The following is a 26,072-nucleotide window of genomic DNA, read 5'->3' as shown; positions in this document are numbered from 1 at the left end:
TAAGCGTCATACGCCAGTGATTGCCTAAAAGATGATTTATAGCAAAAAAAATCAATATTTAAGGCGTAGTATGATCTGACAGTCATACAAAATATTTAAACCCAAAATGGGTTGTCTTGATATCTGAGAGATTGTTATGAATAACCTTGTTACCCGCTTTCTGCATTACGTTACCTTTGATACCCAATCCAAACCTTCAAAAACATGTTGTCCTAGCTCTAAAGGGCAAATGGTCTTTGCTGAATATCTAAAAGATGAACTAATCGCACTTGGTTTAAGTGATGTTAGTTTGGATGATAACGGTTACCTCATGGCGCGTTTACCTTCGAATGTAGACTATGACGTACCGCCCATTGGTTTCGTTGCTCATATGGATACGGCGCCTGATGCATCAGGTAAGCATGTAAAACCACAAATTGTTGAAGATTACCAAGGTGGTGATATCGCATTGGGGAAAGGGGACGAAGTCCTATCACCGATACAATATCCTGATCTACACAAGTTGCATGGATATAACCTGATCACGACAGATGGTACAACACTACTTGGCGCAGATAACAAAGCCGGAATTGCGGAGATAATAACTGCAATTGCAACCTTAATTGAAACGCCGTCGATTCCCCATGGTGACATCTGTATTGGCTTTACGCCTGACGAAGAGATCGGTCGTGGAGCGAATTTGTTCGATGTAGAAAAGTTCGGTGCGAAATGGGCATACACCATTGATGGAGGCCCTGTTGGCGAACTTGAGTATGAGAACTTCAACGCGACCAGTGCAGATGTTATTTGTCATGGAACCAATGTTCACCCTGGTACGGCAAAAGGAAAAATGGTGAATGCGATGAATATCGCGGCCCAATTCCAGTTAATGATGCCAGCGCAAGAAACGCCGGAATGCACTGAAGGGTATGAAGGGTTTTATCACTTAAAATCAGCCGAGATGTCAGTGGCTAAAAGTGAATTGGGTTATATCATTCGAGATTTTGAACGCGATGGCTTAGAAGCACGCAAAGCCTTTATGCAGCAAAAAGTGGATGAACTGAATGCTCAATTAGAAAAAGGACGGGTAGAGCTGCGTTTAACCGACAGCTACTTCAACATGAAAGAAATGGTTGAGCCACACCCTCAGGTGATTGAGTTAGCCAAACAGGCGATGGAAGCATGTGATGTCGAGCCAATGATTAAGCCGATTCGTGGTGGTACAGATGGGGCAAGATTGTCATTTATGGGGTTACCATGTCCAAATATTTTCACTGGCGGTTACAATTTCCACGGTATTCATGAGTTTATTACAATTGAAGGCATGGAAAAGGCAGTGGACGTAATTGTGAAGCTGTCAGAAAAAACAGCATTAAACTTCAAATAAATACAACCAATTCACCTGATAAATTACAACTTTTCGTGTACATTTGAGTCATAAATAAGTTTGACGAGAGTGCATCAGCGTGAAGACTGTTTTCTTAATCCTTTCACACCTTATTTTTGGTGCCTTGGGCTTTGCGTTAGGAATATACGCATTGCCCATTCTTACTCAACCAACCTCACCCTCTATGGCAATCATAGAGCGGGTCAACCACGAAGCTTTATACACAGGATCATTTCAACGAGATCGAACCGATAGTGATTTCCTCCATTGGGGAGTCGGTTCTGTTGCGATAAGCAAGAACAATATTGCGTTTGTCGGTGAATTAGCACCTGGCCCGGACTACAAACTCTATTTATCCCCTGTATTTATTGAAACAGAGCAGTCGTTTGCTGCAAATAAAGATCAAATGGTACGCATTGGCGACGTGAAAACGTTTGACCGTTTTACACTGCCAGTAGATGAAGAGGTGAATGTATCCAATTACAACACCATTGTCATTTGGTGTGAGACATTTGGTGAGTTTATTTCTTCGGCTCGTTACAAATAAAGCATTAAGTTCAACATTATCCATAGTAAAAAATGGTGCTTCTTAATAGTGCTACATTTTTGACACAGCAGTGACAATAATATGGCTGTTGCATAGATAATGCGACATTGATCCATATTTGTCATCTCCCCCTGACAATTCAGAGCAAAAAATTAACCTTAAAAAATCAAAGCGTTATCAAGCAGGAAACAGTAGTGAGTCTAAGCAAAACAGTAAACCGTGTATTGTCTCTTATGTTCGTTTGTCTGATCTTTTTAGCTTCTGCGGCACAGGCAGCGGGAGAATTGGTGGTTGAAGTATCACCTCGGACAATGCAGTACGAAAGTGGTAAGGAGATCACCTACACGGTGACCATCCAAAATACAACCACATCACGATATACCGATATTTCTGTTCAGGATTTACTCTGGGATTCGACTGCCACGACGGAATCTGGATCTGCTAAAACGTTTTCTGAACTCACGATCACTTCTAGTCACAGTTGGGGATCGGATGAAGGTTCTTACTCAGACAATAACACCAACTTAAAAGCAACGGGAGTGACGTTAGCACCTCTTGGAAAGGTGACCTACACCTTTGTTGGAAAAGTTTCTGATGAAATCACGGGATCATTTGAGCTTAATACGACAAAGGTGAATGCAGATACTGATGGAGATGGAGTAGGGGAGTTGTTTGTTCCTTCTACGTTTGCCACTTTTACTCCTGTACCTTACTCCTACTCAGTCGACCTATCTGTTGATAAAGCTCAGTATCAGATTAATCAAACGCTAGTTTATACGCTTAGAGTCTCTAATACTGGCAGTTATGCTGTACGTGGCCTTGATATTTCCCAGCCATTTGCTTCCCTTGTTGCAGAAAACAGTGACGGGGTAAACATTGCAACATTTAGTGATGTTGCCATTGTTGGTAGCAAAACGGGCTCTGAAAGTGAACTTGGTAACTATAGTGCCGCGGGAGATCTGTTGGTAACAGATGCCACGATAGGTCTTGGCAGAACGTTAACTTATACCATTACGGCGAAAGTGAGTGATGGGTTAGTTGGGGATATTATTACTTCGGCAAGTGCGCATACAAAAGATGGTGATGTGAGTTCTAATGTGATCACGACGCCTCCTATTGATGCTTCAGTTTCAATTTCACAACAGATAAATCATTCGCAGCCATACCTTATTAATGGTGAACGAGTGTTTACGGTGAAAGTTGAAAACACGGGGTTGGGAATTGCCCATGATTATCATGTTAAACACAATATTGCCTCTTTAGAGTCTCGTTTAGGTTTAGGCAACAACTTACAACCGGCATTTAATCATGAGGATGTTTCAGGCAATTTATTTGTCAGTTGGAAAATCAAAGTCATTGACTCAGGAGCCAATACGACGTCTGCCTATTTAACTGCAGGTGAGCAAAGCAATATAGATTTTGATGACACAGTATCGATTTATCCGGGCGAGTCGATTACTTATGAAATTCTAGCAACTCTCTCTCAAGTCGCGATTGGCAATATTCAAGGTGCCAATGCCGCGTTATTTGATAACAACGGTAAGTTTATTGAAGATGCTCAGATCTCAGACAGTATTCCCGCTGAAAAAGTACTGAATGTCGAAGACCCAGAGATCAAACTGAAGAAAACGACAAGTGCTTCCCAATATACTCCAGGGAATGAAGTCATCTACGATATCTATGTTTCGAATAGCTCTTCAAAGTACTTTGCCAATAACTTGGCAGTGATTGATGACATGACCTGTATTCAGACAGAGCAAGCGGGTGGAGCTGGTCCGGGGCAAGCTTTCTCTGAGTGGAAACTGGACGTGGTGTCTGGTGAAGATGCTTTGGGCTCTGATCCCGGAACGTATAACTATGGGACTTGGTTAACCTCTCCAGTGACAGTGTCACCCGATATTGCTCCGGGTAAAGAAATCCACTACAAACTCACCGCCAAAGTAAGTGATACCAGTGTTGGACTGATTTTAGATAATAATCCAGCGTGTTCTGACAACATTACTGAAGATGGCTCTGGTATCCAAATGCCAGAAGATAACTTACGTGCAAGTAAGGACGTCGACACGCGCTACTATTCTTCTGGAGATACCCTTACTTACACTATCCGCATTGACAATGATGGGGATGGCTACGCGAACCAAGTTCGAGTTGTTGATGACGTTTCTAAGGTTGAAACGGTCGATATTCATGGATCATCCATCAATGCATTTCGTAGCTGGACGATTACAGCACAAGCGTTCCATGCAGACGGTACTGTTGCTACGTCAACGGATACTGGTGTTTCGGGTTCGATCACGAGCCCAGACATTCTTGATGTAGAAGCAACCATTGAACCTCATAGTTACATTGTTTACACCATTCAGGCACAAACAGAGCCATTAGCTAACGGACACATTCAAAATAGTGTGACGGTGGATGATACGGTTTATGCTGACCGCGGTTCCGATCCCAAAGACTTTTCTATTGCTCTCAATAAAACAGTGAAAACCAACACTGACACTGGTTTTCATGGTGACAAAACCAGCTACTCAAAATTAGAGAATGAGATTTCGTACCAGCTACATGTGAAGAATGAGAAAGGGAATGGTTTTGCTACCAATGTAAAGGTCAAAGATCCTATTTCATCGATTCAAGCAGGCATATTGGAGCCGGATAGTCAAAGTAAGCCCGTCTTCAAGTCTTGGACGATTTCTGCGGAAATTATTTCAGACAATCCGTTGCTAAATGGTAATGCAACATACACGGATGTTGGTACGTTTTCGGATAACGCAGATTTAGATACCGTCGCTCAAATTCCACCAAACGTAGAGGTTGTCTACACCATTAATGGTCAAATTGATCGTAGCAATGAAGATGAAATCATCTACAAGAAGATTGAGAACACGGCAACAGTAGAAACACCGGATTCAGATTCACAAAGTGAGACGTCAGATCGTGTTGTCGTCTATCCAAAAGAACCCAACGTAGTTGTTATTAAAACAACACCGGATGAAGCGTTGATTCCGGGCCAATGGGTGACGTTTGATATCACCGTGTATAACCGTGGTGCCGGTTATGCGAATGAAGTGTCTGTTAATGATGACATTATTGGATTGGATGCTTTTTCAAAGTGGACAATCACATCTAATACGGATGACAACAATACGCCCTATAAAACAGGCAGTTATGCAGGTTCGAAGTCGAATTATCCTGATAACGGTAACATCAATACCAAAATTGATATTGACCCCAAAACCCCCGAAGGCATGGGTTTTGTTAGCTATACCGTATACGGCTTGGTGAAAAACGATTATGCCAAGCCTGAGATCGCAAACACGGTAGAAATACATGACCCAGTGAATAACCTTGATCAATCTGCATCGGCTGAGATTGGCGGTTCTGGTCTAGATTCATTGAATGTCTCTATTCTTAAAACAGCAGATGTGAACCATTTTGTCCCGGGTCAGTTTGTCGAATACAGCATTATCTTGCTAAACAACAGCCCAAGTGTGGCGGACAAGTTAAAAGTTGTTGACCCGCTTACCGCGATTAAGTCTGTTTTGGCCAATAAAAAGGATAACCATTTCGCAGACTTTGAAGATCAGTCGCCATTCGAATATTGGCAATTTGACTACGGTGATGGTGCTGGGTGGCATGGCAAAACAAATGAAGATCTGATTTATCCTGAAGGTGATAAAACGCAAACATTCTCTCTAGCAGGGGGAGCGCAGCGAGTCCTAAAAATTAGGGCAAAAATCAAGGACAACGTCATTGGTTCGCGTAATGCGGGTGGCATTCTCGAGCAAAAGATTGCCAATGATGCGTATGTCTATAGAGAGTTTGGCTATGTGAGTCAAAAGTCACACGTTTCCCATCATGAAATGGAAAAAGCCCAAAATGGCGCTGATGTGGTTAGAAAACTCTATGTTAATGGTAAAGAAAGCCGTTATTACGCACCGGGTGATACTTTGAAATATACCGTCAAAGTGTCTTCGCAAACGGGGTATGAAAATAATCATCGCGTGACAGAAGACATCAAAGGCGTTCAAGTTCAGCTTCTGGATGGCAGCAAAGCGAATCCATTTAACGATATTTTCACCGTTGCAGTGGAGCGAGAAAATGACAATGGTGGCGATGGAACAACGGATGGCAAGCTCGATGGAACGGTTGCTAACAATACGAACATTGACACTACTATTGACGTAGCTGGAAAAGACTATGTGTTGTACACGGTTGAAGGCATTGTACGTGAAGATGCTACCGGAGATATCACCATTGGTGGTATTACGGTTAACCCATATGAGTATCATCTGAAATTTAGTAAAACGGTTGATCAAAAGAACTATGAGCCGGGTCAGAATTTGGTATATCACCTGACCGTAAGTAATGATGGGAAAGGAAATGCCTATCAGATTGCGCTCGTAGACAGAATTTCAAACATAAAGACAGAGTTGCTGGATGGTTCTACGGGCTTTGCTTTTAATTCTGGTTGGACGATTGAGCCGACAGTCGTTGGTGGTAGTAAATGGGCTCAAGTCGATCTCGATGGCACTATTGAGAACAACAAAGATATTGATACACATATTTCTGTTCCGGCTGGTGAAACCATCGATTACAAAATCACCGCCAAAGTAAATTCACAAGCTGTAGGTAGTATTGTTAACCTGCTTTCTGTTGATGGAGATACGGTTAGTGCTGAAACCAAACCGAATACACAGAAGTTTGATTTCGAAAAGCATGTCGCTAAGTACCTTGATAAAGATGGTGTGACAGAACTTTCAGGTGGCTACACGCCGGGCGGTTATGTGGTCTATCAGATTGATCTTAAAAATAAAAACAACGTCCACTTAAAAGACATCTCGATTAAAGATGATATCTCGGGGATCACGACCGATTACTTTGACGGCACGACAGGCCCTGCATTTACCAACTGGACAATAAAGTCAGAGGTTGACTCTAGTTCATACAGCTCTGCTGGCACCGTTAGTGACAACAGTAACATCGATACCCACTTTAACCTTGCAGGTGCCTCATTTGTACCCGATGGCACTTATGTGCGTTACGTCATTACAGCGAAGGTGTCTGATAAAGCGGTAGGCGAGTTCCGAAATAGTGCCGTTGTGGATGGTAGGCACACGCTAAATTCTGAGCGCTCAAGCATGTTGCCTGCAGAGTTAAAGAAAAAGCACGCAGCTTATACTGATGCGGCGTTTGGTACGTTAAAGAAAAACTACAATCATCTTCCTGAAGAGCAAAAAGTCGTTTATCACCTAAGAATTGATAACCAAGGTAAAGGGACAGAATACAACGCTAACTTACTGGAAGAATTTACTAAGCTGAAAGCCAAAATTGCACAAGACGCAGCGGGTGAAGTGGATAATCAACATGGGGTTGTTTATGAACCAGCAACTTGGCAGGTCAGCGTTACTAAGTCTGATGAAATCACCACAAATATCGGCACATTTGTAGGTGGTGCAAATTTAGATATTGATATTCCAAGGCTCTCTATTGCTGCTGGTGGTTGGATTGACTTTAAGGTCGAATCGCAAATTCGCGATGACGCAATGACCGCTATCACCATCCAACCTAAATACAATGGCACCAGATTTGGTAAATCTCAGATTAACCCAGATAAGTCAAAGCTAGACGTTGCTAAAGAGATTATTTCCATTGGGGGGCGACCGTATTCCTCTGGTGCGACATATAAACCGGGTGAAGAAGTTGTTTATCGATTTACGGTGGCAAATACAGAACCAGTTTGGAAAGACAATAGCGTCTTGAAAGATCTACTTTCTGCTGTAACGGTGGAAGTGTTAGGTGGTGGTGTTGAACCTGCATTTTCTCATACGGAAATTACGCATACGATCTCGCAAGGTATTGATAGTGATGTAGATACTTATCTCCCTCGTTATGACACTAACGGTGATTTAGATATTGTTTCAGATATTGCGCCGGGTGAAACCATTACTTTCACCATTAAAGGGACGATACGAGATGATGCCCTTGGTGTAATTGCAGCAAACCGTGCGACTGGTGGGCAGCATAGTGTTGATACCGACGAGATACCGCCAGTTGCTCCTAATCTTACCTTTAATAAGGTCGTCACGAACACCACTGCTGACGGTAACCACTGTACGTTCCCGTCATCAACCGGAACCGGATGTGAGTATAATCCAAGTGGTCAGGTCGAGTATCAAGTTACGATTGAAAATAACGGTGAGGGCATTGCAAATGACGTCCATGTTGTTGATAAACTGAACGCAATTATGACCTCAACTGGTGCTAAGGCATTCAATAGTATTTCCACTACGATTATTGAACAGCCACCAGCGGATCGTTTTTCCATTACCGGCAACTATCACGGCGACAAGCCGCTTGATGCAACCTTTGATCTCATGCCGGGTGATAAGGTGGTCTTCGCACTATCTGGTACCGTTGATGATGACGCAACAGGAACCATCGCCAACATTGCAAAAGTGAATAATCTCGATTCCAATGAGGTGGTGTTGGCGCAGGGCGATGCTGAAGTCCTCGCGATGAAAATGACGGATACACCAACCTATACCCCAGGTGGTGAAGTGCGCTACACCATGTATATCGCAAATAAAGCCGATACAAACGCAGATGTACAAGTGTTGGATGAGATTTCCAAATTCCAAGTAGAAACTGCAGATGGAAGCATGCAAACTGCCCTCGAAAGTTGGACCATCAGTGCCAATGTCATCAGCAACGTAGGTGCTGCTCACAATGATATATCTGCAATTCCAACTAGCGGCGACATTAATGCTCTGGTCAAACTGGGTGCGGCAACCACCGAGCCAACGGTGGTTAAAATCGATGTTGTTGGTAAAGTGCGAGCTGATGCGGTAGGTAAGTTTGGCAATACGTTATACGTGGACGGCAAGCAATATAACCTACAACAACACTTCATTTATCCGGTTCCCGGTGCGATTTCTGTGGACAAAGAAGCGTCTATTTCTCCAGCCGTGTATGCACCTGGTGATGAGATTGGTTTTGATATTGTCGTTGAGAATACTGGAGCAGGCTACGCAAAAAATGTACGCATCGAAGATCTTGTCACAAGTGTACGTGCAGATGCGGTTGGCAGCTTAATCTCTGCTCGCGTGTTTGATAAATGGGACCCATCGAAGAGCACTGTCAAGGTTGTGGATGCAGGTAGCAGCAAAACCCATGTTATTTCTGAAACCTCAATGGACGCGACTGACGCTTTCACTGGTGTCTACAATTTGGCTCCGGGAAGTAAAGTTGAACTGCATCTAGTTGGAACCGTGGCCTATAACATTGTTGGCGAGATTCGAAACCAAGTTGATGTAACAGCAGATGATATCGATGCGGCGAGTGATGATGCAATATACCAACCCGTTGATGCGGTGCTGAGTGTGTCGAAAGTCGTAGACAAGCCTGTCTATCTGAGTGGTGACACACTGACTTATACCATTGTTATTACGAATACAACACGAGCTTGGGCGTCTGGTGTTCAAGTCCAAGACTTTGTTAATCGCATCACCGCCGAATCGATTCATGGCGATACAATTTCAGCCTTTGAGTCTGGAAGCATTCAAATTACAGGGCGATCTGATAAGGGCACTTTGCTTCCAACGTCGGTGGATGATTTTATCGATGAAACCATAGATATTGCTCCATCTGACACCATCACGGTCACCATTAGTGGCAAGCTCAAGCAAGAAATCGTTGGTGACGTTACCAATAACGTGAGCGTCGAATTTAATGGTAATACGTTGACTGATGAAGCTGTAAGTTCTTTGTTGGTACCAAATATTACGATAACTAAAACACCAATCGACGAGTATTATTCGCCGAGAACAGTGAATGGATTCAAGATCCTTATTGAAAATAAAGATGCGGCATTTGCGAACGATATTCGATTGGAAGACATCATTACCAATTTGAATGTCGATACAACAGAAGGCAGCCCACAACCAGCTTTCTCCAACTGGTTAGTAACTTATAAAGCGGGTGATCCGGCGACAGAAGTTGACGTATCGACGTATTCTTGGAATCAAGATATTCGCCATACTATCGATTTAGCACCAAACGATACGATTGAATTTACCGTGCGTGGTGAAGTTAACAAGAAAGCCATCGGTATTATTGATAATGAAGCCAAAGTAACCTTTGACGGCAAAGCCCAAACAAGTGCTGCACAGCTAAAACCAAAACCTGCGGTAATTACAATCAGTAAGTCTGCTGATCGCGAGTTCTATCAAGCGGGTCAATTAGCACAATTCAAGGTTCGTATTGCGAATGAAGGGGATGGTTTTGCTGACAATGTGGCCATTCAGGATTTGATGAATGACGTCACAGTCAGCTTGGTCGACGGCTCAACAGGGACTGCCTTTGAATCATGGGATATTGATACGTATGTCAGCCATCCGCAAACAACGGTTGCGACAATGCCTGATGGTAAGAACCCGAATATTGATACATTGGCAGATATTGCGCCAAATAGTTACATCGAGTTCACTATCCTTGGCACGGTTAACCGTTATGCAACGACGGATATCATTAACCAAGCAAAAGCTCAGTACGCAAGCGAGCCTGAACAGACGGCACACGCGGTGATCAAACATCGCCCAATATCCCTGACTCTTAATAAGTATGTGGGTGAAACTGGCACAGAAACTGAGATGACTTATGAGCCAGGAAAGTCTGCAACATTCCGTGTTGTCTTAGCCAACCAAAATGAAGCATTTGTTGCTGGTATTCATTTAAAAGACCTAATCTCATCGCTCAAAGTCGATACAGTCAATGGGACGTCTGAGCCGATTTTTTCAACGTGGTCGATAAAGGTCAATAAAGGCGATGCGCTAACAACTGTCTCACCGGATCCCTCAGGAAGCGGTAAGGACATCAATGCAACCATCGATTTAGCACCGAATGACACTGTGGAGTTTGTCATCCAAGGTATCGTCAACGGATATGCGATTGGCCGAATTGATAACAAAGCAACCATGTCCGTGAATGCGACCCGTGCTCAGCGCTTTACTGCTGAAGCAAGCTTATTGCCAGAGCCAGATCATGTGGTGATCACTAAAGAGGCGGATGACCCTATCTATGTGGCTGGTGAACAAGCGGTATTCCGCATCAAGCTGTTGAATGACAGTAAAGGATTTGCAAATGATGTACTGCTGCGTGATGCCATGTCCCGTATTAAAGTTCAAACTCAACCGGATTTATCTACGGGTAATCGTGAGGTGGTGAATGCGTTTACTCAGTGGAATGTTGAAGTAAAAAGCAGTGATCCAAGAACGGTGGTTGATGCCGGTTCCTTGGGCGCAAACAGTGATATCAATGCTGCTATGGATATAGCACCGGGTGATACCGTCGAGTTTATTATTACTGGGACGATAGACCCGCGAGCAATGGGTGAAATCGTTAACACCGCACATAAAATTGATGAGTCGGCGACAGCGACAAGTGCGATCTCAAGTCGACGAGCAAATGCGGCTACCAAGCAACAAGCCAGTATTGAAAGTGTGAGCGCGATGATCACGCCAAGAGCGGTTCAGCTTGTTGTTGATAAAACGACATCCAAAGGTGAAAACGCTGAATACACCAATGATGATTCAGGGCTAACTTACCTATTGCGTGTCAGCAACCAAGGTTCTACCCAAGTGACGGGGGTGCAAATGGTGGATGAGATCAGTAAGCTTACTGGTTCAAACGGCAACCCACTATTCACGTCTTGGAAAGTTAGCATCAAAGAGTGGCCTTCAAACCAGATTAAAGCTGAGTTCACTGACAAGGACTTAAACTTGCCAGAGGGCGGCGTATCACTCGATCTCTTGCCTTATATGGGTAATGGTTATGTCATTGAAGTCACGGGTGAGCTCAACAAAGGGTTGGATGACGATATTACGAATACGTTTAGTGTTACTGACCCAGCGACGGGAAGTACAGCGTCGGATGATGTCACCATTCATGTCAAAAAGTTTGCTGACAACGAAGGTGAATTATCAGTAACCAAAGAAGCGCTGAAAACAGATGCTCAAGTTGGGGACGTGATTGAGTATGAAGTGATCATCCAAAATAATAATGACTCAGAGTTTAAAAACGTCAAGCTCGTCGACCGTTATCCTGCGGGCTTCGAGTATGTCTCAGGTTCGACGGAGATAACCAACAGTGGCCCAGACGGTGCTTTTGATACGGGCGATGATGTTGTGAGTACTGAAGAACCCGCAGTGACCAACTCACTTACGTTCAACATTGGTGACATGCAAGCCTACGGAACACCGGAAAAAACCATCACGGAACAAGTCCGTGTGCGTTATCTGCTGCGTGTTAGCGTGGGTGCGACGTTTGGCAAGTATGTAAACACTGCTGTTGCAATGGCGCCACCAGAAGGTCAAAGCTCGGGCGCATTAGAGCCAAAATCTAAAACTGCATCAGCAACGGTGGAAGTGGTCCCTGATAAGGTGTTTGATACAGCCTCGATCATTGGCAAAGTCTTTGAAGACCACAATAAAGATGGATTCCAAGCCGACGCCACCGCATCTAATATCAACGTGCAAGCGTATGTTGCACAAGCTGACTACGTACCGAACTCAACCGTGATAGTTAAAGATGGCAAAGAACGCACTATCAAGGATTTAGCCTTTAAAGCTAAATATCATGTTGGTCATGTCTATGGCTTAGAGCAAAAGTTAGAACAGCAAGCGTTTAGCTATCTGCATGGAAAAAATAAAACGGTGCGGCGAATGGACTCACCTCTGGTAGCTGGCGTGGAAGTAGACGAGTTGATGGGAATTTCGTCGAATCGAACTTTACCTGAAAGCAACCAAGTAGCGTTCCAACTTAAGACGCGCTCTCGTCATGGTTTTGATGTGGTCGTGACCACAGATTCGGGTACACGCATCGAATTCGATGCTGAGGGACATATTAAAACAAACCACAGTGGTGATCGTGCATCAGGACTCTCTGCTGAGAACTTAAATATCACGCGTAATCTATATAAAGATGGCGATCAGTTCCTTTGGGAAATCGTCATTGAGAACAAGGGGATCTATGAAGATGGTATTCCTGGAGTTCGTTTATTGACCGTTGAAGGCATTGTGATTGAGACGGATCAATATGGCCGTTACCACGTTCCGGATCAGTGGGTGCTTGATAAGAAAGGCAAACAGTTCCTAATCAAAGTGGATACGGACTCTTTGCCAACCGGTATGAAAGTGATCAGCGAAAACCCGAAAGTGCAGCGCATTTCGCCAAACCAGTTAACCAAATTTAACTTTAGCGTTTCGGTCGAAGAAATCGAACAACCGTAATAATAACAATGACAAGGGCTCATGAAACATGAGCCTAAACTCGGTAAGTATTTATGAAAACGTTTAAAAAGACTCAACTAGCAGTGTGTGTATTTGCAGCGTTACCTGTGGCGGCGCTGGCTAAAGATACGAGTAAACTTGAAAAGCTCGATACCGATTCAACGAACATCGAAGTGACGCCTCATAAGCAAGAGGAAAGCTCGCGCATTTATCTCGAAGAAGGGGCGATATGGGCCAGTCGTGATATTACCCGTTTTAATCCGGTTATGGATGTGAGCGTTGGCGATGAGTTGGAAGTGGCCGATGGAAAGTTGAATGATGAAGTTAGCTTTACCATTACCACAAACTACAGTTACTACATTACCCGCTATCAGCTTGAAATTTTTCGAGGTGAAGATCGCAGCCTTTCTCAACCATTAACGATCATTACGGGTGAGAAGCTCGCAAACGATTATGACATCAGTTGGGATGGTAGTAGTGATGTCGACTATCGTTTTATTTCGGGTAACCAGCTACAGTTTCGCTTCAAGGCTTGGGATAAAGACGGAAATATGGACGTGACGACCATTGGTGTGATGGATCTAGTGCGTCCAGACTCCGAAGTGGAGCTTGAGCGTAACGAAGGAGAAGAACCCATTGGGCGTAGTTTTGGTAAAGCCAAATTGATGCGTCACAACATTCCAACCAATGCTGGCTTAGCAAAGTTCATGGGAACAGGGTTAAAAGGCGTGGATAAAGTACAAATTGGTGAGGATGAGTTTGAAGTTGAAGATGGTGAACTATATGCAGAACAGTTCCTACCCGCGGACGCTTATCTATTCCCAACCAAAGTGACCTTTGATAATGGCGATGAACGTCGTTATCAATTGTATGTTCGTATCCCCGATACCTACTACTCGCAGGCTGGTCTTGCAGACTTTTACATCGGAAAGAATAAAGTTACGGGCAATACTGGGGCGTTAGGAGTTAACGAACAATATCAAGATGATGTCTACAACCAAGGTCGTTTGGCGTATTTTGGACAAGGTAAATTTGGTGACAAGTTAAGGGTAACCACCCATTTTGATACTAAAGACAGCGATATTAGAGATATGTTTAAGCACCCGTTTGCCGCTGATGATTCGAGCGTGTTTGATATTCTAGAAGATGACGACGAGCTGTATTACGGTGATTATGGTGATGGTGCCAATATTCACAAGGTAGTGAACACTAAAGGCAAGGTGTATCTCGACTTAGAATACGATAAATCGCAGGCGCTTTGGGGGAATTACAACACAGGTTTAACTGGGACGGATAACAACGATTATAACCGTAGCTTATATGGTTTCAAAGGTGACTATCGTACCCGCTCGACCACCAAGTTTGGTGAAGATCGTTTGAACATTGTGGGCTTCACTGCATCGTCTGACTCACTATTTGCTCATGACGAGTTTTTAGGTACGGGTGGCTCTTTATATTTCCTACGTCATGGTGAAGTTATTCCCGGCAGTGACAAGGTTTATGTCAAAGTCATTAATAAAGACAGCGGGATCTCGGAACGTGAAGTGCCTTTGCAAGAAGGGAAAGATTACGAAATTGATGCGTACCAAGGTCGAATTATTCTGACTCGTCCACTCAATAACATTATTTCAGATAGTTTTGGGAGTGTTATCAATGACGATCCAAGTGACGGGTATGAAAACTATCTGGCTGTTGATTACGAATATGTGCCGCAAGGTAAAGATAGCAAAGACGCTCTAGCCTATGGTGGCCGTGTTAAAGGTTGGTTGAACGATTACATCGGGCTCGGTGGTTCTTATGCAACGGAAGAGCGTGATGCTCAGGATTATGAGTCTTATGGTACGGATTTTACCTTAAGAGCAACAGAAGGGACGTATTTGAGAGCGGAATTTGCCCATAGCAAAGGGCGCCAAACCGATTCGAATTACGTGTCGTTTGATGGCGGTTTAACCTTTACACCAATTGCGACGGATTTAGAGCAGCGCGAAGGTGACCTAATTCAGGTGAAAGGTGTCGCGAACCTCTATGATATAGCGCCAACAATTTTCTCCGCCGTTGGTAACGATGTAAAAGCTTGGTATAAATCCAAAGATGCCGGTTATAGTTATGCAAGCCAGAGTGACAACCTAGCTCAGGAATCATTTGGTACTGAGCTGCGTCTACAAGCGACGGATCGCATTAGTATTGCGACTCGTTATACATCGATGGAAGAAAAAGAACTTGATGGCACGCTTAAAACCGATACTGAACAAGTTGAATTAGAAGGCCAACTTAAAGTCACTGAACACATCAAAATCTCCGCTGCAGGCAAACAGGTCGAAGAGCTAAATCGCGACAGTATCAAAGGTAAAGGTACATTGGCGGGGCTACGGGCTGATTACATATGGGACAGTGACACGAATGTCTATGTAAAAGGTCAAACCACAGTCGATAAAAACGGTGGCTATGAAGATAATGACAGCCTGTCAATTGGTGCTGAAGCGCGACTGTTTGAAGACGTTAAACTCGGCGGGGAATACACCACTGGCGACAGAGGTGATGCCGCTGAAGCAACACTGACATATGATGTGACCGATGATTATTCTACTTATCTGACTTATCAGGACGATAACTATGAAGGGAAGAATAATGTTATTGTTGGTCAACGAGCAGATCTCACATCTAATGTGGATTTTTACCAAGAAAATCAATTTGTTGATGAGAATAACGGTAAAGGGCGTATTGACTCATTCGGATTTGGTTACGACATGACCGATGATGTTGATTTTGGTATTGGTTATCAACAAGGTGAGATTGAGAAAACAAATGAGCTGGGTCAGATGGAAGTGACAGAACGACGGGCCGTTACCTTTACCGCCAACATCGATATTAACGATGTTAACCTCAAACATAAGGCCGAATATCGAGTCGATAAAGGAAATGACAATGTTGACCCAAGCCGCCGACGAATTGATCAGTTTGTTACCACCAACCGATACACACACTATCTAACCGAAGAATACACCCTGTTTGGTAAATACAATTACTCGAAATCAGTGAGCAAAGACACTGATGAAACTTTAGAGCGATTTGTAGAGGCCACGGGTGGCTTGGCTTATCGCCCCATTTATAATGACCGCCTCAACCTATTAAGTCGATACACCTACATTGCCGATCAAGATAACCTTGACCGAGAGGTAGATTATACCGATGAAGAGAGCCATATCGTTGAAATTGAGGGGATCTATTCAGTCAATGCCAAAGTTGATGTGGGAGCGAAATATGCTCATAAAGACAAGAAAGAAGATTTCGAGCGCGCCTCTGGCAATGTAGAAGTGGTTGAAAGCAACATCAATCTTTATGGCGTGAGCACCTCCTACCATGTAATGAAAGATTGGGAAGTCACCGGTGAATATCATTGGAAAACTGACACACTCAATGATGAGCTAGAACATGGTGCTCTTGTGTCGTTCAACAAGCATCTTTCAGACAACTTTAAAGTGGGAGTGGGTTACAACTTCTCTGGCTTTGATGGCAATCTCGTTAATGACGATGATTATGATGCAAAAGGTGTATTTATTAACTTGGTTGGTAAGTTATAAGGGCTTCGTATGAATTTCAGTAAACTGATCCAAAATATCTTGTTGGCGTTTGCCAGTTTAGTGTTGTTTGGATGCTCAACCGATACTTACGTAAGTAAAGAAAATATTGATAAGTTTGGCGATCCTAAAGTTGAAAAATTCTTAATCAGAGAATGTATTGTGCCAGAGCGCGATATCCGTATCGCAATGGCATCACACTTTGATTTTGACAAAGCAGAACTCAAGCGAGAAGACAGAGCGTCGATCGATAAACTCATTGAAGGTATTCAAAAGCTTCATGGGCAAATTTCAATCGTAGGGCATACCGACTATCAAGGGAGTGATGCCTATAACGAGAAGCTATCGTTACGCAGGGCAGAGGCGGTTAAAGCCTATATGCAAAGTAAGCTTGACGCGACTCGATATGATTGGGAAGTGAAATATTATGGTGAATCGCGCCCGGTTGCATCTGGTGATTCATTAGAAGCGAATGCTCAAAACCGAAGAGCGTATGTACTGTTTGAACAGACGCAAACCCAACAAGAAAATCCGTTCTGTGATCCTCCGGAACCAGAAAGGAAAGTACTGATGGTGATGACGTCGCATTTTGATTTCGACAAATATGTGTTGCCCCAAGCTGATCTCGCGTCATTAAATGAATTTGCTGATAATTTAAAAGGTTTGCAAGGCAGAATACTCATTGCTGGGCACACCGATTTACAGGGTTCGATTAGTTACAATGAAAAGCTTGCAGAGCAAAGAGCCGAATCTGTGTTGCATTATTTGCAGTCAAAGCTAGACCCTAGTCAATATGTATGGGAAGTTAAGGCTTTTGGCGAGCTTGATCCTTTGACACAGGAGCAGAGTGAGGATGCGAATGCGCTAAATCGACGTGCTTTTGTGGTGTTTAAGGAAGGTAAGCTGCCAATTGACGTAACTACATCAAAATAAGAATCAAAGGGGCCAATGAGCCCCTTAATCATAACAGGAGTTGGGTATGGAGAAGTTTCAGGCCGTAATCGATTTTCTTCTCACTCATAAATTGGTCTTTACTGCGTTGATTATTTTCCTCATTTGGGGAATTAAGCGCATTACGCTTTCCAAGATTCGAGGCGAGGCGGCTTTCGTTTCAGAAGAGCAGCGCATGTGGATGTCTCGGACCAAAAACGGTGCATTCACTATCACGATTTTAATACTGTTTATTCTATGGCAGTCAGAAATAAATGAATTTGCACTGTCGGTGACTGCGATTGCGGTAGCGATCGTTGTGGCATCGAAAGAAATCATTCTTTGTTTTACCGGGTCAATTCAACGAGCAAGTTCGCGTTCATTTCGTATCGGAGATTGGATTGAGGTAGGGAAATTATGTGGTGAGGTGATTGAGCACAATATGATGGCAACGGTCATACAGGAAATCGATCTGCATCATGGGCAATATCATTACACCGGAAAGACCGCGACATTACCCAATAGCATGTTTTTTACCTACCCGGTGAAAAACCTCAATTTTATGAAACGCTATGTTTACCACAATTTCTCGATTGTGGTGCCAAAATTCGTCAACCTTTACCCACTTGTTCCAGAGATCACGAACAAGATTGAAGAGCATTGCAGTTATTTTATCGATGTCGCAAGACGTTACAACACAATGATAGAGAAGCACGCAGGGGTCGATTTGCCGGGTTCAGAGCCTCATATTCATATTACCAGCGCTTCAACAGGGGAGCAGCAGGTGCACTTTATGATTTTCTGCCCTACGGATAAAGCTGTACACTTAGAGCAATTGATACGGGAAGATTTTATGACGCTTTACGCGGTGGCATTTCCTGAGGAAATATTAAATCCAACGACTTGAAGCGATTCAAATATATAATTCATTTGTTAAAGGCATGTTTAATTAAGCATGCCTTTGTTTTATCTGATATTTAATATGATGAAGAGAGAGAAAAGGGATGATTGCATTGGTCGTGTAGTCGATTGAAATATTCTTCTCGTTTATAGCTTAATATTTCTTTAATTATTTCTTGTTTAGCCGATTCACCAAAATGTGTTGCGTGATATTGGATACGTTCAATATCTGGTGGAGACAGGCGATACACTTCTTTTTGGAGTTTCTGCTGTGCTTCGCTTTTGATGAGGCCTTGAGATTGAAGCAACTGAATAAGTACTTTATCAAATGGGTGATTTCTTTTTGACATAACATCACTGCTAGTTTTATTTCATTTTACTTAAATAAAATATTATAAAAAACTTAATTAAATTCAGAGTTTTGTTAGGAATTTGTATTAAATTGGTTTTCTAATAATTGATATTTTAACGAATATTAAAATATATTACTTATTTTAAAAGATGCCATTCATATTAGAAAGTAAAAAAAACTTATAGGCCGATAATTAATTTATCGATACGATAAATTATTTGAATGGACGAAATGAGTGCAAACAGATAATGTGCGCGCGCGTAACCTGAGAGACCATTTTTCCTTAATTACTCAAACATGCTTGTCGTTCGACAAAGAGTAGCAGGGAGTCAGTATTATTAAGAATTCACCAAAGAGTGTCACTGAAGGATTCTCAGGGAGCACCAGTTGGCGCTGTTGAATGATCAACCTATGCAACAAGCATTGAAACTCATGGACTTAGTTTGCGACGGTTTCCGATTAGGCTTTGCCTGAATGTTGTTGGATTATTAAGTCATAAATGAACATAAAACCTGTTTACTTCTTTCTTACGAAAGTATCTGAGAACGCGTACCTAAATGGTCTATGTAACGTTTTCGTAATGCTTTTGCCGGTCTCTTTAATGTCGGTATTTACTATGCTGCTTGGCAACGGTGCAATGCTGCTGGGGCTTGAGGGTGTCTCAGCGTTTCTGATTAACACTAGTGGGCTGACCTGGAAACTATTTCCATTTTTGCTAGTTGTTTACTTCTCGAACTTTCTGTCGACGTATCATAAGTTTTCGCGGGCAACGATTATCACTCCAGCTTTGCTGATCTACGTTATCTTGTGCTCTGAGTGGGGATGGTTACATCCGGGAACGGTGAGTCCAACGAACTATCCGTTAGCCATCATAGTGCCGCTTTTGGTGTGTTTCTCTGTAAGGTTTATGCACCGTCATAAAGTGTTCCTAGAGTCAGAATTACCTAACGTTGTCGATCAGTCGCTGAATCTTGTTGGTGCGACGATTTTGTTAGTAATTTTCTACTCTTTGGTTGGTTATGCCGTGAAAGAGTTGGTTGATGTGCTAGGTGGTATTAGCCGGTTGATCCCTGACTTGAATTCGTACGCTTTGTCTGATGCGCTGATTTATGAATTTTTGCGTAACTTGTTTTGGTCAATGGGTATCAATGGTCACATCATTTTTTCACCATATAAATCAGAGTTGTATGAGTTTACGCGTCAAAGCTATGAATTACATGAAACGATGGGGGCTCCATTACCGATCCTCACCAGTAATTTTTATGACATTTATGCAGGTATGGGTGGGGCAGGTAATTGCATGAGCTTAGTGCTTTGCATGTTGTTCTTCACGCGTAATAGAGGTTACCGAACTTTAGCTGCCGCAGTGCTCGTCCTCAGCATTTTTAATATCAATGAGCCCATTTTATTTGGCTTACCTGTGATTTTTAACCCGGTGTTAGTCATCCCATTTTTAACGGTTCCGTTAGTGAGCCTGACAGTGGCGTATTTTGCAACGCAACAGGGCTGGGTACATCCGGTGTCAGAAATCATCAGTTGGATGACGCCTCCGCTTGCAAGCGGTTATATTGCAACGGGTCATGATTGGTCTGCGGTTGGGTTACAAATCATTATCTTGGTGATAGGAATCTTGATCTATTACCCATTTTTTAAGCAGATGGATAAGGTGGTTGGAAGTCATACCGTGTTTTCTAAGGGCATGTCGGATAACTTTTTTAACTATCAAGAATTGGGCAGTAGCCGAAATGTGATGGGGCTGCTACCGCAAATGAGCAGCAACTTGGCGGCGCAGCGTCATGTGAGCGATTTACAGAAAAACGGGGACTTTATCTTGTTTTATCAGCCACAATACGATTGCGGCAAAGACTGCATTGCATCATTGGAGGTGTTGATTCGTCACCGAAGCAACGATGGAGTCATTAGCCCTCCATCTTTCCTCACCAGTTTTGCCAAGCTTGGGTTAAATAGTGAAATGGATATGTGGGTGCTTAAGACAGCCTTGGAAGAAGTGGCACCACTTGCTAAAAATCCAGTCTTCCGGATATCGATAAATATATCGCCAGAGACCTTTCTGGTTCCCGATTTTGCACAAATGGTGATCAAGCTGATTAAAAGGAGCGCTCTGTCGTTTAATCAAGTGGAGTTTGAAATCACCGAAGAGTTGCTCATTCAAGATGAAATAACAACGTGGGCGGTATTTCAAGAACTGCGAAGTTATGGGATAAAAATTGCGTTAGATGATTTTGGATCAGGTTATTCCTCCATTGGTTACTTGAGCAAATTTGAATTTGATAAAGTGAAAATTGACCGCTCTTTGGTTCTCAATCTGAAACGCAAAAATGGCAGAGAAATGTTCCGCTTAACCAGCAAGCTGGTTAAGTTAACGGGCGCAGACATTGTTGTAGAAGGGGTTGAAACACGAGAGGAAGTGGAGTTTATCCTTGAGCAAGGAATTAAACTTATCCAAGGTTACTACTTTTACAAGCCCATGCCATTTGAAGACGTCGTGGCAAATTTGAATTTTTGCTGCTCTGAAGAGGATACAGAATACGAACACTACACGATGTAGTATTGAGCCCACCTTTGGGTGGGCTCTGTGCAGTTAATAAAGTGAAATCATGGCTGTTGGGTGATCCCCATTTTATGTGGATAGCGTTGCTTCATTTTAAGTGCAACGTTAACCAGTGCGATTAACACGGGTACTTCAATCAATGGTCCGATAACGCCAGCGAATGCTTGGTCTGAGTTGAGTCCGAACACAGCGATGGAAACTGCTATTGCCAGCTCAAAGTTATTACCAGTAGCAGTGTAAGCGATAGACGCATTTTTATCGTAAGCAATGCCCATTTTTTTGCCAATAAAGAAGCTGGTGAAGAACATCAACACAAAATAAAGCGCGAGAGGGATAGCCACTCGAACAACGTCCATCGGCAATTGCAGGATCATCTCGCCCTTAAGGCTAAACATCAATACAATCGTCGCAAGTAGGGCGATCAGAGTGATTGGTGAGATAGCAGGAATAAAAACCGTGTTGTACCAGTATTCGCCTTTTATCTTGACCAACCATTTACGACTTAAATAGCCAGCTAGGAATGGAATACCTAGATAAATTGCAACGCTTTCAGCAATGTCTAACATAGAGATATCAACGGTAAATCCTTGATAGCCAAGTAGCGGTGGCAATACCGTAATAAATAACCAAGCCATAAAGCTATAAGTTACAATTTGAAAAGCACTATTTAATGCGACGAGAGCAGCGCCGTATTCTTTATTTCCGCCACCAATATCGTTCCAGACCAATACCATGGCAATGCATCGAGCAAGCCCTATCAAGATAATACCGACCATGTAACCCGGCTTGTCGGCAAGGAAAGTAATGGCTAAGACAAACATCAGAATTGGGCCGACGATCCAGTTCATAATCAAAGAAAGCGTGATGGCTTTGCGATCTTTAGATACTTCACCTAACAAACCATAATTCACTTTAGCTAAAGGTGGGTACATCATAAGAATTAACCCAATGGCTAAAGGGATGTTTGTTGAGCCAACACTCATGGCTTCGTTCCATTCACTCACTTCAGGGAATAGGGCTCCGATTGCAACACCGATTGCCATTGCGAGGAAAATCCACAATGTGAGGTATCTATCAAGGAAGCTCATATTTGGCTTTGCGTTGTGATTCATAAGGAATCCTTAAAAATGTTCAATTGCTAACTAGTAATCGTCAATCGTCGTTTAACGATTATTTAAAAGAGATTAACCACCTATGGTTAGATAGGGCATCAACTGTTAAGAGAAAATACCGTTAAATAGCGTTAGGTATTGAGATAACTGACCTTGGTTGATTCGGTAACAGGTCTTTGGTGGCATCGGTTCTGTCGTAATAAAGCCAGCCGATTTTAAAATGCGAAGGTGCTCCGATACGGTAGATTGTGCTAAACCCAACTCAGAGACCAAGTCGCTATTTAAGCAACCATCGACTTTGTCTAAGGTGTAGAGAATCTTAAGGATGCGGATACGGGCAGGGTGCGAGAGCGCTTTTGACTGAAGAGCAAGTGTTTGTTCATCAAACAAATCTGATTCGCTTGTGCTCAGTGCAGAGTTATTCGTTGTGTTACATTTTGTCATAATAGATAGTTAATCGTCGAAAGGCGATTTATTCTGACCTGATTCCACATGAATAACAAGGAAAAGATCGCCTAAAATAGATATTTATTAATTATATAATATCAACGTTTAGTTTTATAAATGATACATAAGTGTGGGTTATATTGTCGCGATACCAATAACAAGCAGTATGGCTATGAAAAAACTATTTCTTTTGATGTCCTTATTTATGTTGGGGTGCTCGCAGTCCAACACATCTACGCCGATAGAGGCGGACCCGTTGTGGGCTCAAGGTGAGCTAGATAACGGTTTGAAATATCACATTCGCTCTGTTGATGATGCGCCTGTTTCATTAAGACTTTTTTTCCATATCGGTTCTTTTGAAGAAACAGAGCAGCAACTAGGCTACGCCCACTTTGTGGAACACATGGCTTTTAACGGTAGCAAACATTTTACCGCAAATGACGTCATCACCTTATTTGAGAAATCTGGTGCGACATTTGGTGCGGACATCAACGCTCATACTGATTATCACGAAACCGTTTACAAGCTCGATCTTCCTGATAAAACGGATCTAGATACAGCTTTACTTTGGTTTAGAGATATCGCTGACGGTTTAACGTTTCCCGCTGATGAAGTAGAGAAAGAAAAAGGCGTTATTCTTGGCGAATTCCGCCGTCATCACCCGGAAAACAAGTCACTTGCGGAAAAAGTCTATGAAAAAATGATCGCAGGTAGTGGCTATGAGCATAGAGATCCGATAGGAACCAAAGAGATTGTTGAAGCGGCCACGTCTGACTCGTTAAGTGCGTTTTACCAACAGTGGTACCAACCCCAGTATGCAGAAATTGTTCTAACGGGTGACATTTCTGCTGAGCAAGCAAGGGCAATGATTGCGGAGAAATTTAAAGATTGGCAAGCAACGCACGATGAACCACTGCCGAAAAAACCAAAGCTGAAGCTAAAAACACAAGATTTTGTCGATGTTGTCAGCGAATTTGAATCGCCAAGCTTAAGTATCAATATTCACCGTGGTGATGGGGTTACTAACACCCGTTCATCTTTGATCGAATATTGGTTAGATGACATCGCCCAACAGTTGATTGCTCAACGTTTAAATAATGCATTCACAGACGCAGCCATTCCAGCGCAAAGCATATATTCTGAAACCTACTATTCACATGGCGAGCGTTATAGTGTCACTGGTACATCATTTCCAGCAGCCGATAGAGCAGCGGCTCAAGGGTTATTTATCAGGGAATTGGCATCACTAAGAGATCATGGTGTATTTCAAAGTGAAGCGGATGCAATTTTGTCGTACTACCATGAGTTACTCAAGCAGGTTGCGTTTGACTGGAGCAAACTCACCGCAGTGGATTTTGCAGAAGAGCGATTAATCTTCTTGTCTGTCGGCCAACTGAACCAGTCTGAAGATGATTATCGTCAAAGCCTAAAACAGCTACTTAATGAAGCAAGTTTGGAGCGACTAAACCAGCAAATACAGAGTTTATTGAGTGGAGAAAAGAGCTTTGAATTAGGGCTGGATGAAAGTGAATCCATGGTTGAACTACAAAGCTCATTGCCTGATTTGAAAGCAGAGTTTGCCCTTGCAGGTGTCATGCCGCTTGCCATGGCGGTCAAAGAATCTGGTTTGAAAGAGCCAGAAAATATGGGTGTTATTGTTTCAAGAAATGATGAAACGGACAATTTTGTGATTTGGAAATTGTCGAATGGCATCGAAGTTTGGTTTCAACAGGACCAAACAGCGGGTGATACTGCAAATGTATTCTTGACCAGTATCGGTGGTAAGGCGGCTCTGGAGCCTGATTTATTTGCCGCTGCTGAGCTGGCGATCCCTGTAGTGACACGCAGTGGTATTGCAAACTATTCAGGTGCGCAGTTTGATTCTTACCTGAGAACCAACAACATCAGCGTGCACCCGTTTATTGGTTTCACTCGTCATGGTATTGAAATTGTCACCCCAAAAGACAAGATCGGTGAGGCATTAAAGGTACTTTATAATATTCATACGGATATTAAGGTAGAACCTAAACAAATAGAAACGGTTAAAAAGGAGTTCTATCAAGATCTTGACCGTTATTACAACTCGCCAGTAGGGCAGTGGAATAGACAGATAAACGCCAATACTTATCAACCACTAAGTCGGCACCATGCATTGACCAATCCTGATCTTGCCTTGGTTACTGATAAGCAAATCCAAGACGTACACACTCAATTGTTTGGAAAGTTACGTAACAATAAGTTGGTGATCATCGCGGATTTAGAGCCCTCTCAACTGATTCACGTATTACGCACCTATGCTGCGGCAATCAGCTTTGAACCTGCTGATATTCCGAGCTTTAATGTTGCTTATATAGAGTCACCGCAATCACGTATTCAGATGGCAGTAAACAACGAACAAAGCACTAACTATTTATTGCGAGTAACCAACCGTAGTGCCACGCCGGGTAATGCAAGGCTGGCATTCGTCGATGATTTGATCCAACGTTTATTGGTAAAAAGACTTGATAGTTATGTGCGAGAAGAGCTTGGGCTTGATTATGCTCCCACTGCTTTTTCAGCTAGTCAAGATAGCGAACCAAGCACGGACTGGTTTATTGAAGCTCAGGTTGATCCAAGCGATGTCGTGAAAATTGAAACTGCCATCGACAAAGTAGTGCATACGTTGGGTGATAACATAACTCAGGAAGAACTGAATATCGTTGCTAAGCAATTGGCAATCGCTCTTAGAAGTTTAGAAAACGAAACGGCAGATCGAGGTTGGTTTTATAGCCGTTACCTGATCCACGGTTATGGTATTGATATACTTCAAAATGTTGAGGCATCTTCATACAGCATCACTTTGGACGAAGTGAAGCAGCGGCTTAATGAGGCATTTGGTCAGGATGCGATGTTTGTAAAGTATGTATTGAGTCCTGAATAGCATTATCGAGCGTCACTAAATCCCAAAAGCCCTCCTACGAATGGAGGGCTTTTTGCTTATTGC

Annotated in this window: 11 protein-coding genes; 8 read left to right on the top strand and 3 right to left on the bottom strand. The window is 42.9% G+C overall.

Annotated elements, in window-relative coordinates; translation table 11 throughout:
- The first annotated feature begins 136 nt into the window (after positions 1 to 136).
- The 6 genes from pepT (at position 137) to ACQEXU_RS03570 (ending at position 18,613) form a co-directional block, all read left to right on the top strand.
- A complete protein-coding gene (pepT, locus tag ACQEXU_RS03595; protein WP_427009716.1) occupies positions 137 to 1,366 on the top strand; it encodes a peptidase T in 1,230 nt (409 codons plus the stop codon).
- Positions 1,367 to 1,445: 79 nt separating this feature from the next.
- A complete protein-coding gene (locus tag ACQEXU_RS03590) occupies positions 1,446 to 1,913 on the top strand; it encodes a DM13 domain-containing protein (RefSeq protein ID WP_427009715.1) in 468 nt (155 codons plus the stop codon).
- Positions 1,914 to 2,224: 311 nt separating this feature from the next.
- A complete protein-coding gene (locus tag ACQEXU_RS03585; RefSeq protein ID WP_427009807.1) occupies positions 2,225 to 13,198 on the top strand; it encodes a DUF11 domain-containing protein in 10,974 nt (3,657 codons plus the stop codon).
- 53 nt (positions 13,199 to 13,251) lie between these two features.
- Positions 13,252 to 16,779, top strand: coding sequence for a hypothetical protein (locus ACQEXU_RS03580; RefSeq protein WP_427009714.1), 3,528 nt, complete (start codon positions 13,252 to 13,254; stop codon positions 16,777 to 16,779).
- 9 nt (positions 16,780 to 16,788) lie between these two features.
- Positions 16,789 to 17,709, top strand: a complete 921-nt coding sequence (locus ACQEXU_RS03575; RefSeq protein WP_427009713.1) for an OmpA family protein — start codon at positions 16,789 to 16,791, stop codon at positions 17,707 to 17,709.
- Between the two features lie 46 nt (positions 17,710 to 17,755).
- Positions 17,756 to 18,613 (top strand): mechanosensitive ion channel family protein, encoded by an 858-nt coding sequence (locus ACQEXU_RS03570; protein WP_427009712.1) that lies wholly within the window; start codon positions 17,756 to 17,758, stop codon positions 18,611 to 18,613.
- Between the two features lie 70 nt (positions 18,614 to 18,683).
- On the opposite strand, the gene ACQEXU_RS03565 is transcribed toward ACQEXU_RS03570, so the two are convergent.
- A complete protein-coding gene (locus tag ACQEXU_RS03565; protein ID WP_367989648.1) occupies positions 18,684 to 18,956 on the bottom strand; it encodes a hypothetical protein in 273 nt (90 codons plus the stop codon).
- Between the two features lie 501 nt (positions 18,957 to 19,457).
- On the opposite strand from ACQEXU_RS03565, the gene ACQEXU_RS03560 reads away from it, so the two are divergent.
- Positions 19,458 to 21,527, top strand: coding sequence for an EAL domain-containing protein (locus ACQEXU_RS03560; RefSeq protein WP_427009711.1), 2,070 nt, complete (start codon positions 19,458 to 19,460; stop codon positions 21,525 to 21,527).
- Between the two features lie 47 nt (positions 21,528 to 21,574).
- Here ACQEXU_RS03560 and arsB read toward each other — a convergent pair whose 3' ends face one another.
- Positions 21,575 to 22,642 (bottom strand): ACR3 family arsenite efflux transporter, encoded by a 1,068-nt coding sequence (gene arsB / locus ACQEXU_RS03555; RefSeq protein ID WP_427009710.1) that lies wholly within the window; start codon positions 22,640 to 22,642, stop codon positions 21,575 to 21,577.
- Positions 22,643 to 22,747: 105 nt separating this feature from the next.
- Positions 22,748 to 23,089, bottom strand: a complete 342-nt coding sequence (locus tag ACQEXU_RS03550; protein WP_427009806.1) for an ArsR/SmtB family transcription factor — start codon at positions 23,087 to 23,089, stop codon at positions 22,748 to 22,750.
- Positions 23,090 to 23,261: 172 nt separating this feature from the next.
- On the opposite strand from ACQEXU_RS03550, the gene ACQEXU_RS03545 reads away from it, so the two are divergent.
- Positions 23,262 to 26,009 (top strand): M16 family metallopeptidase, encoded by a 2,748-nt coding sequence (locus tag ACQEXU_RS03545; RefSeq protein ID WP_427009709.1) that lies wholly within the window; start codon positions 23,262 to 23,264, stop codon positions 26,007 to 26,009.
- Positions 26,010 to 26,072: the final 63 nt, after the last annotated feature.

It is taken from the genome of Vibrio sp. TRT 21S02 (assembly GCF_050113675.1).
Taxonomy (GTDB): Bacteria; Pseudomonadota; Gammaproteobacteria; order Enterobacterales; family Vibrionaceae; genus Vibrio.
This window is presented reverse-complemented; position numbering and strand designations above follow the sequence as displayed.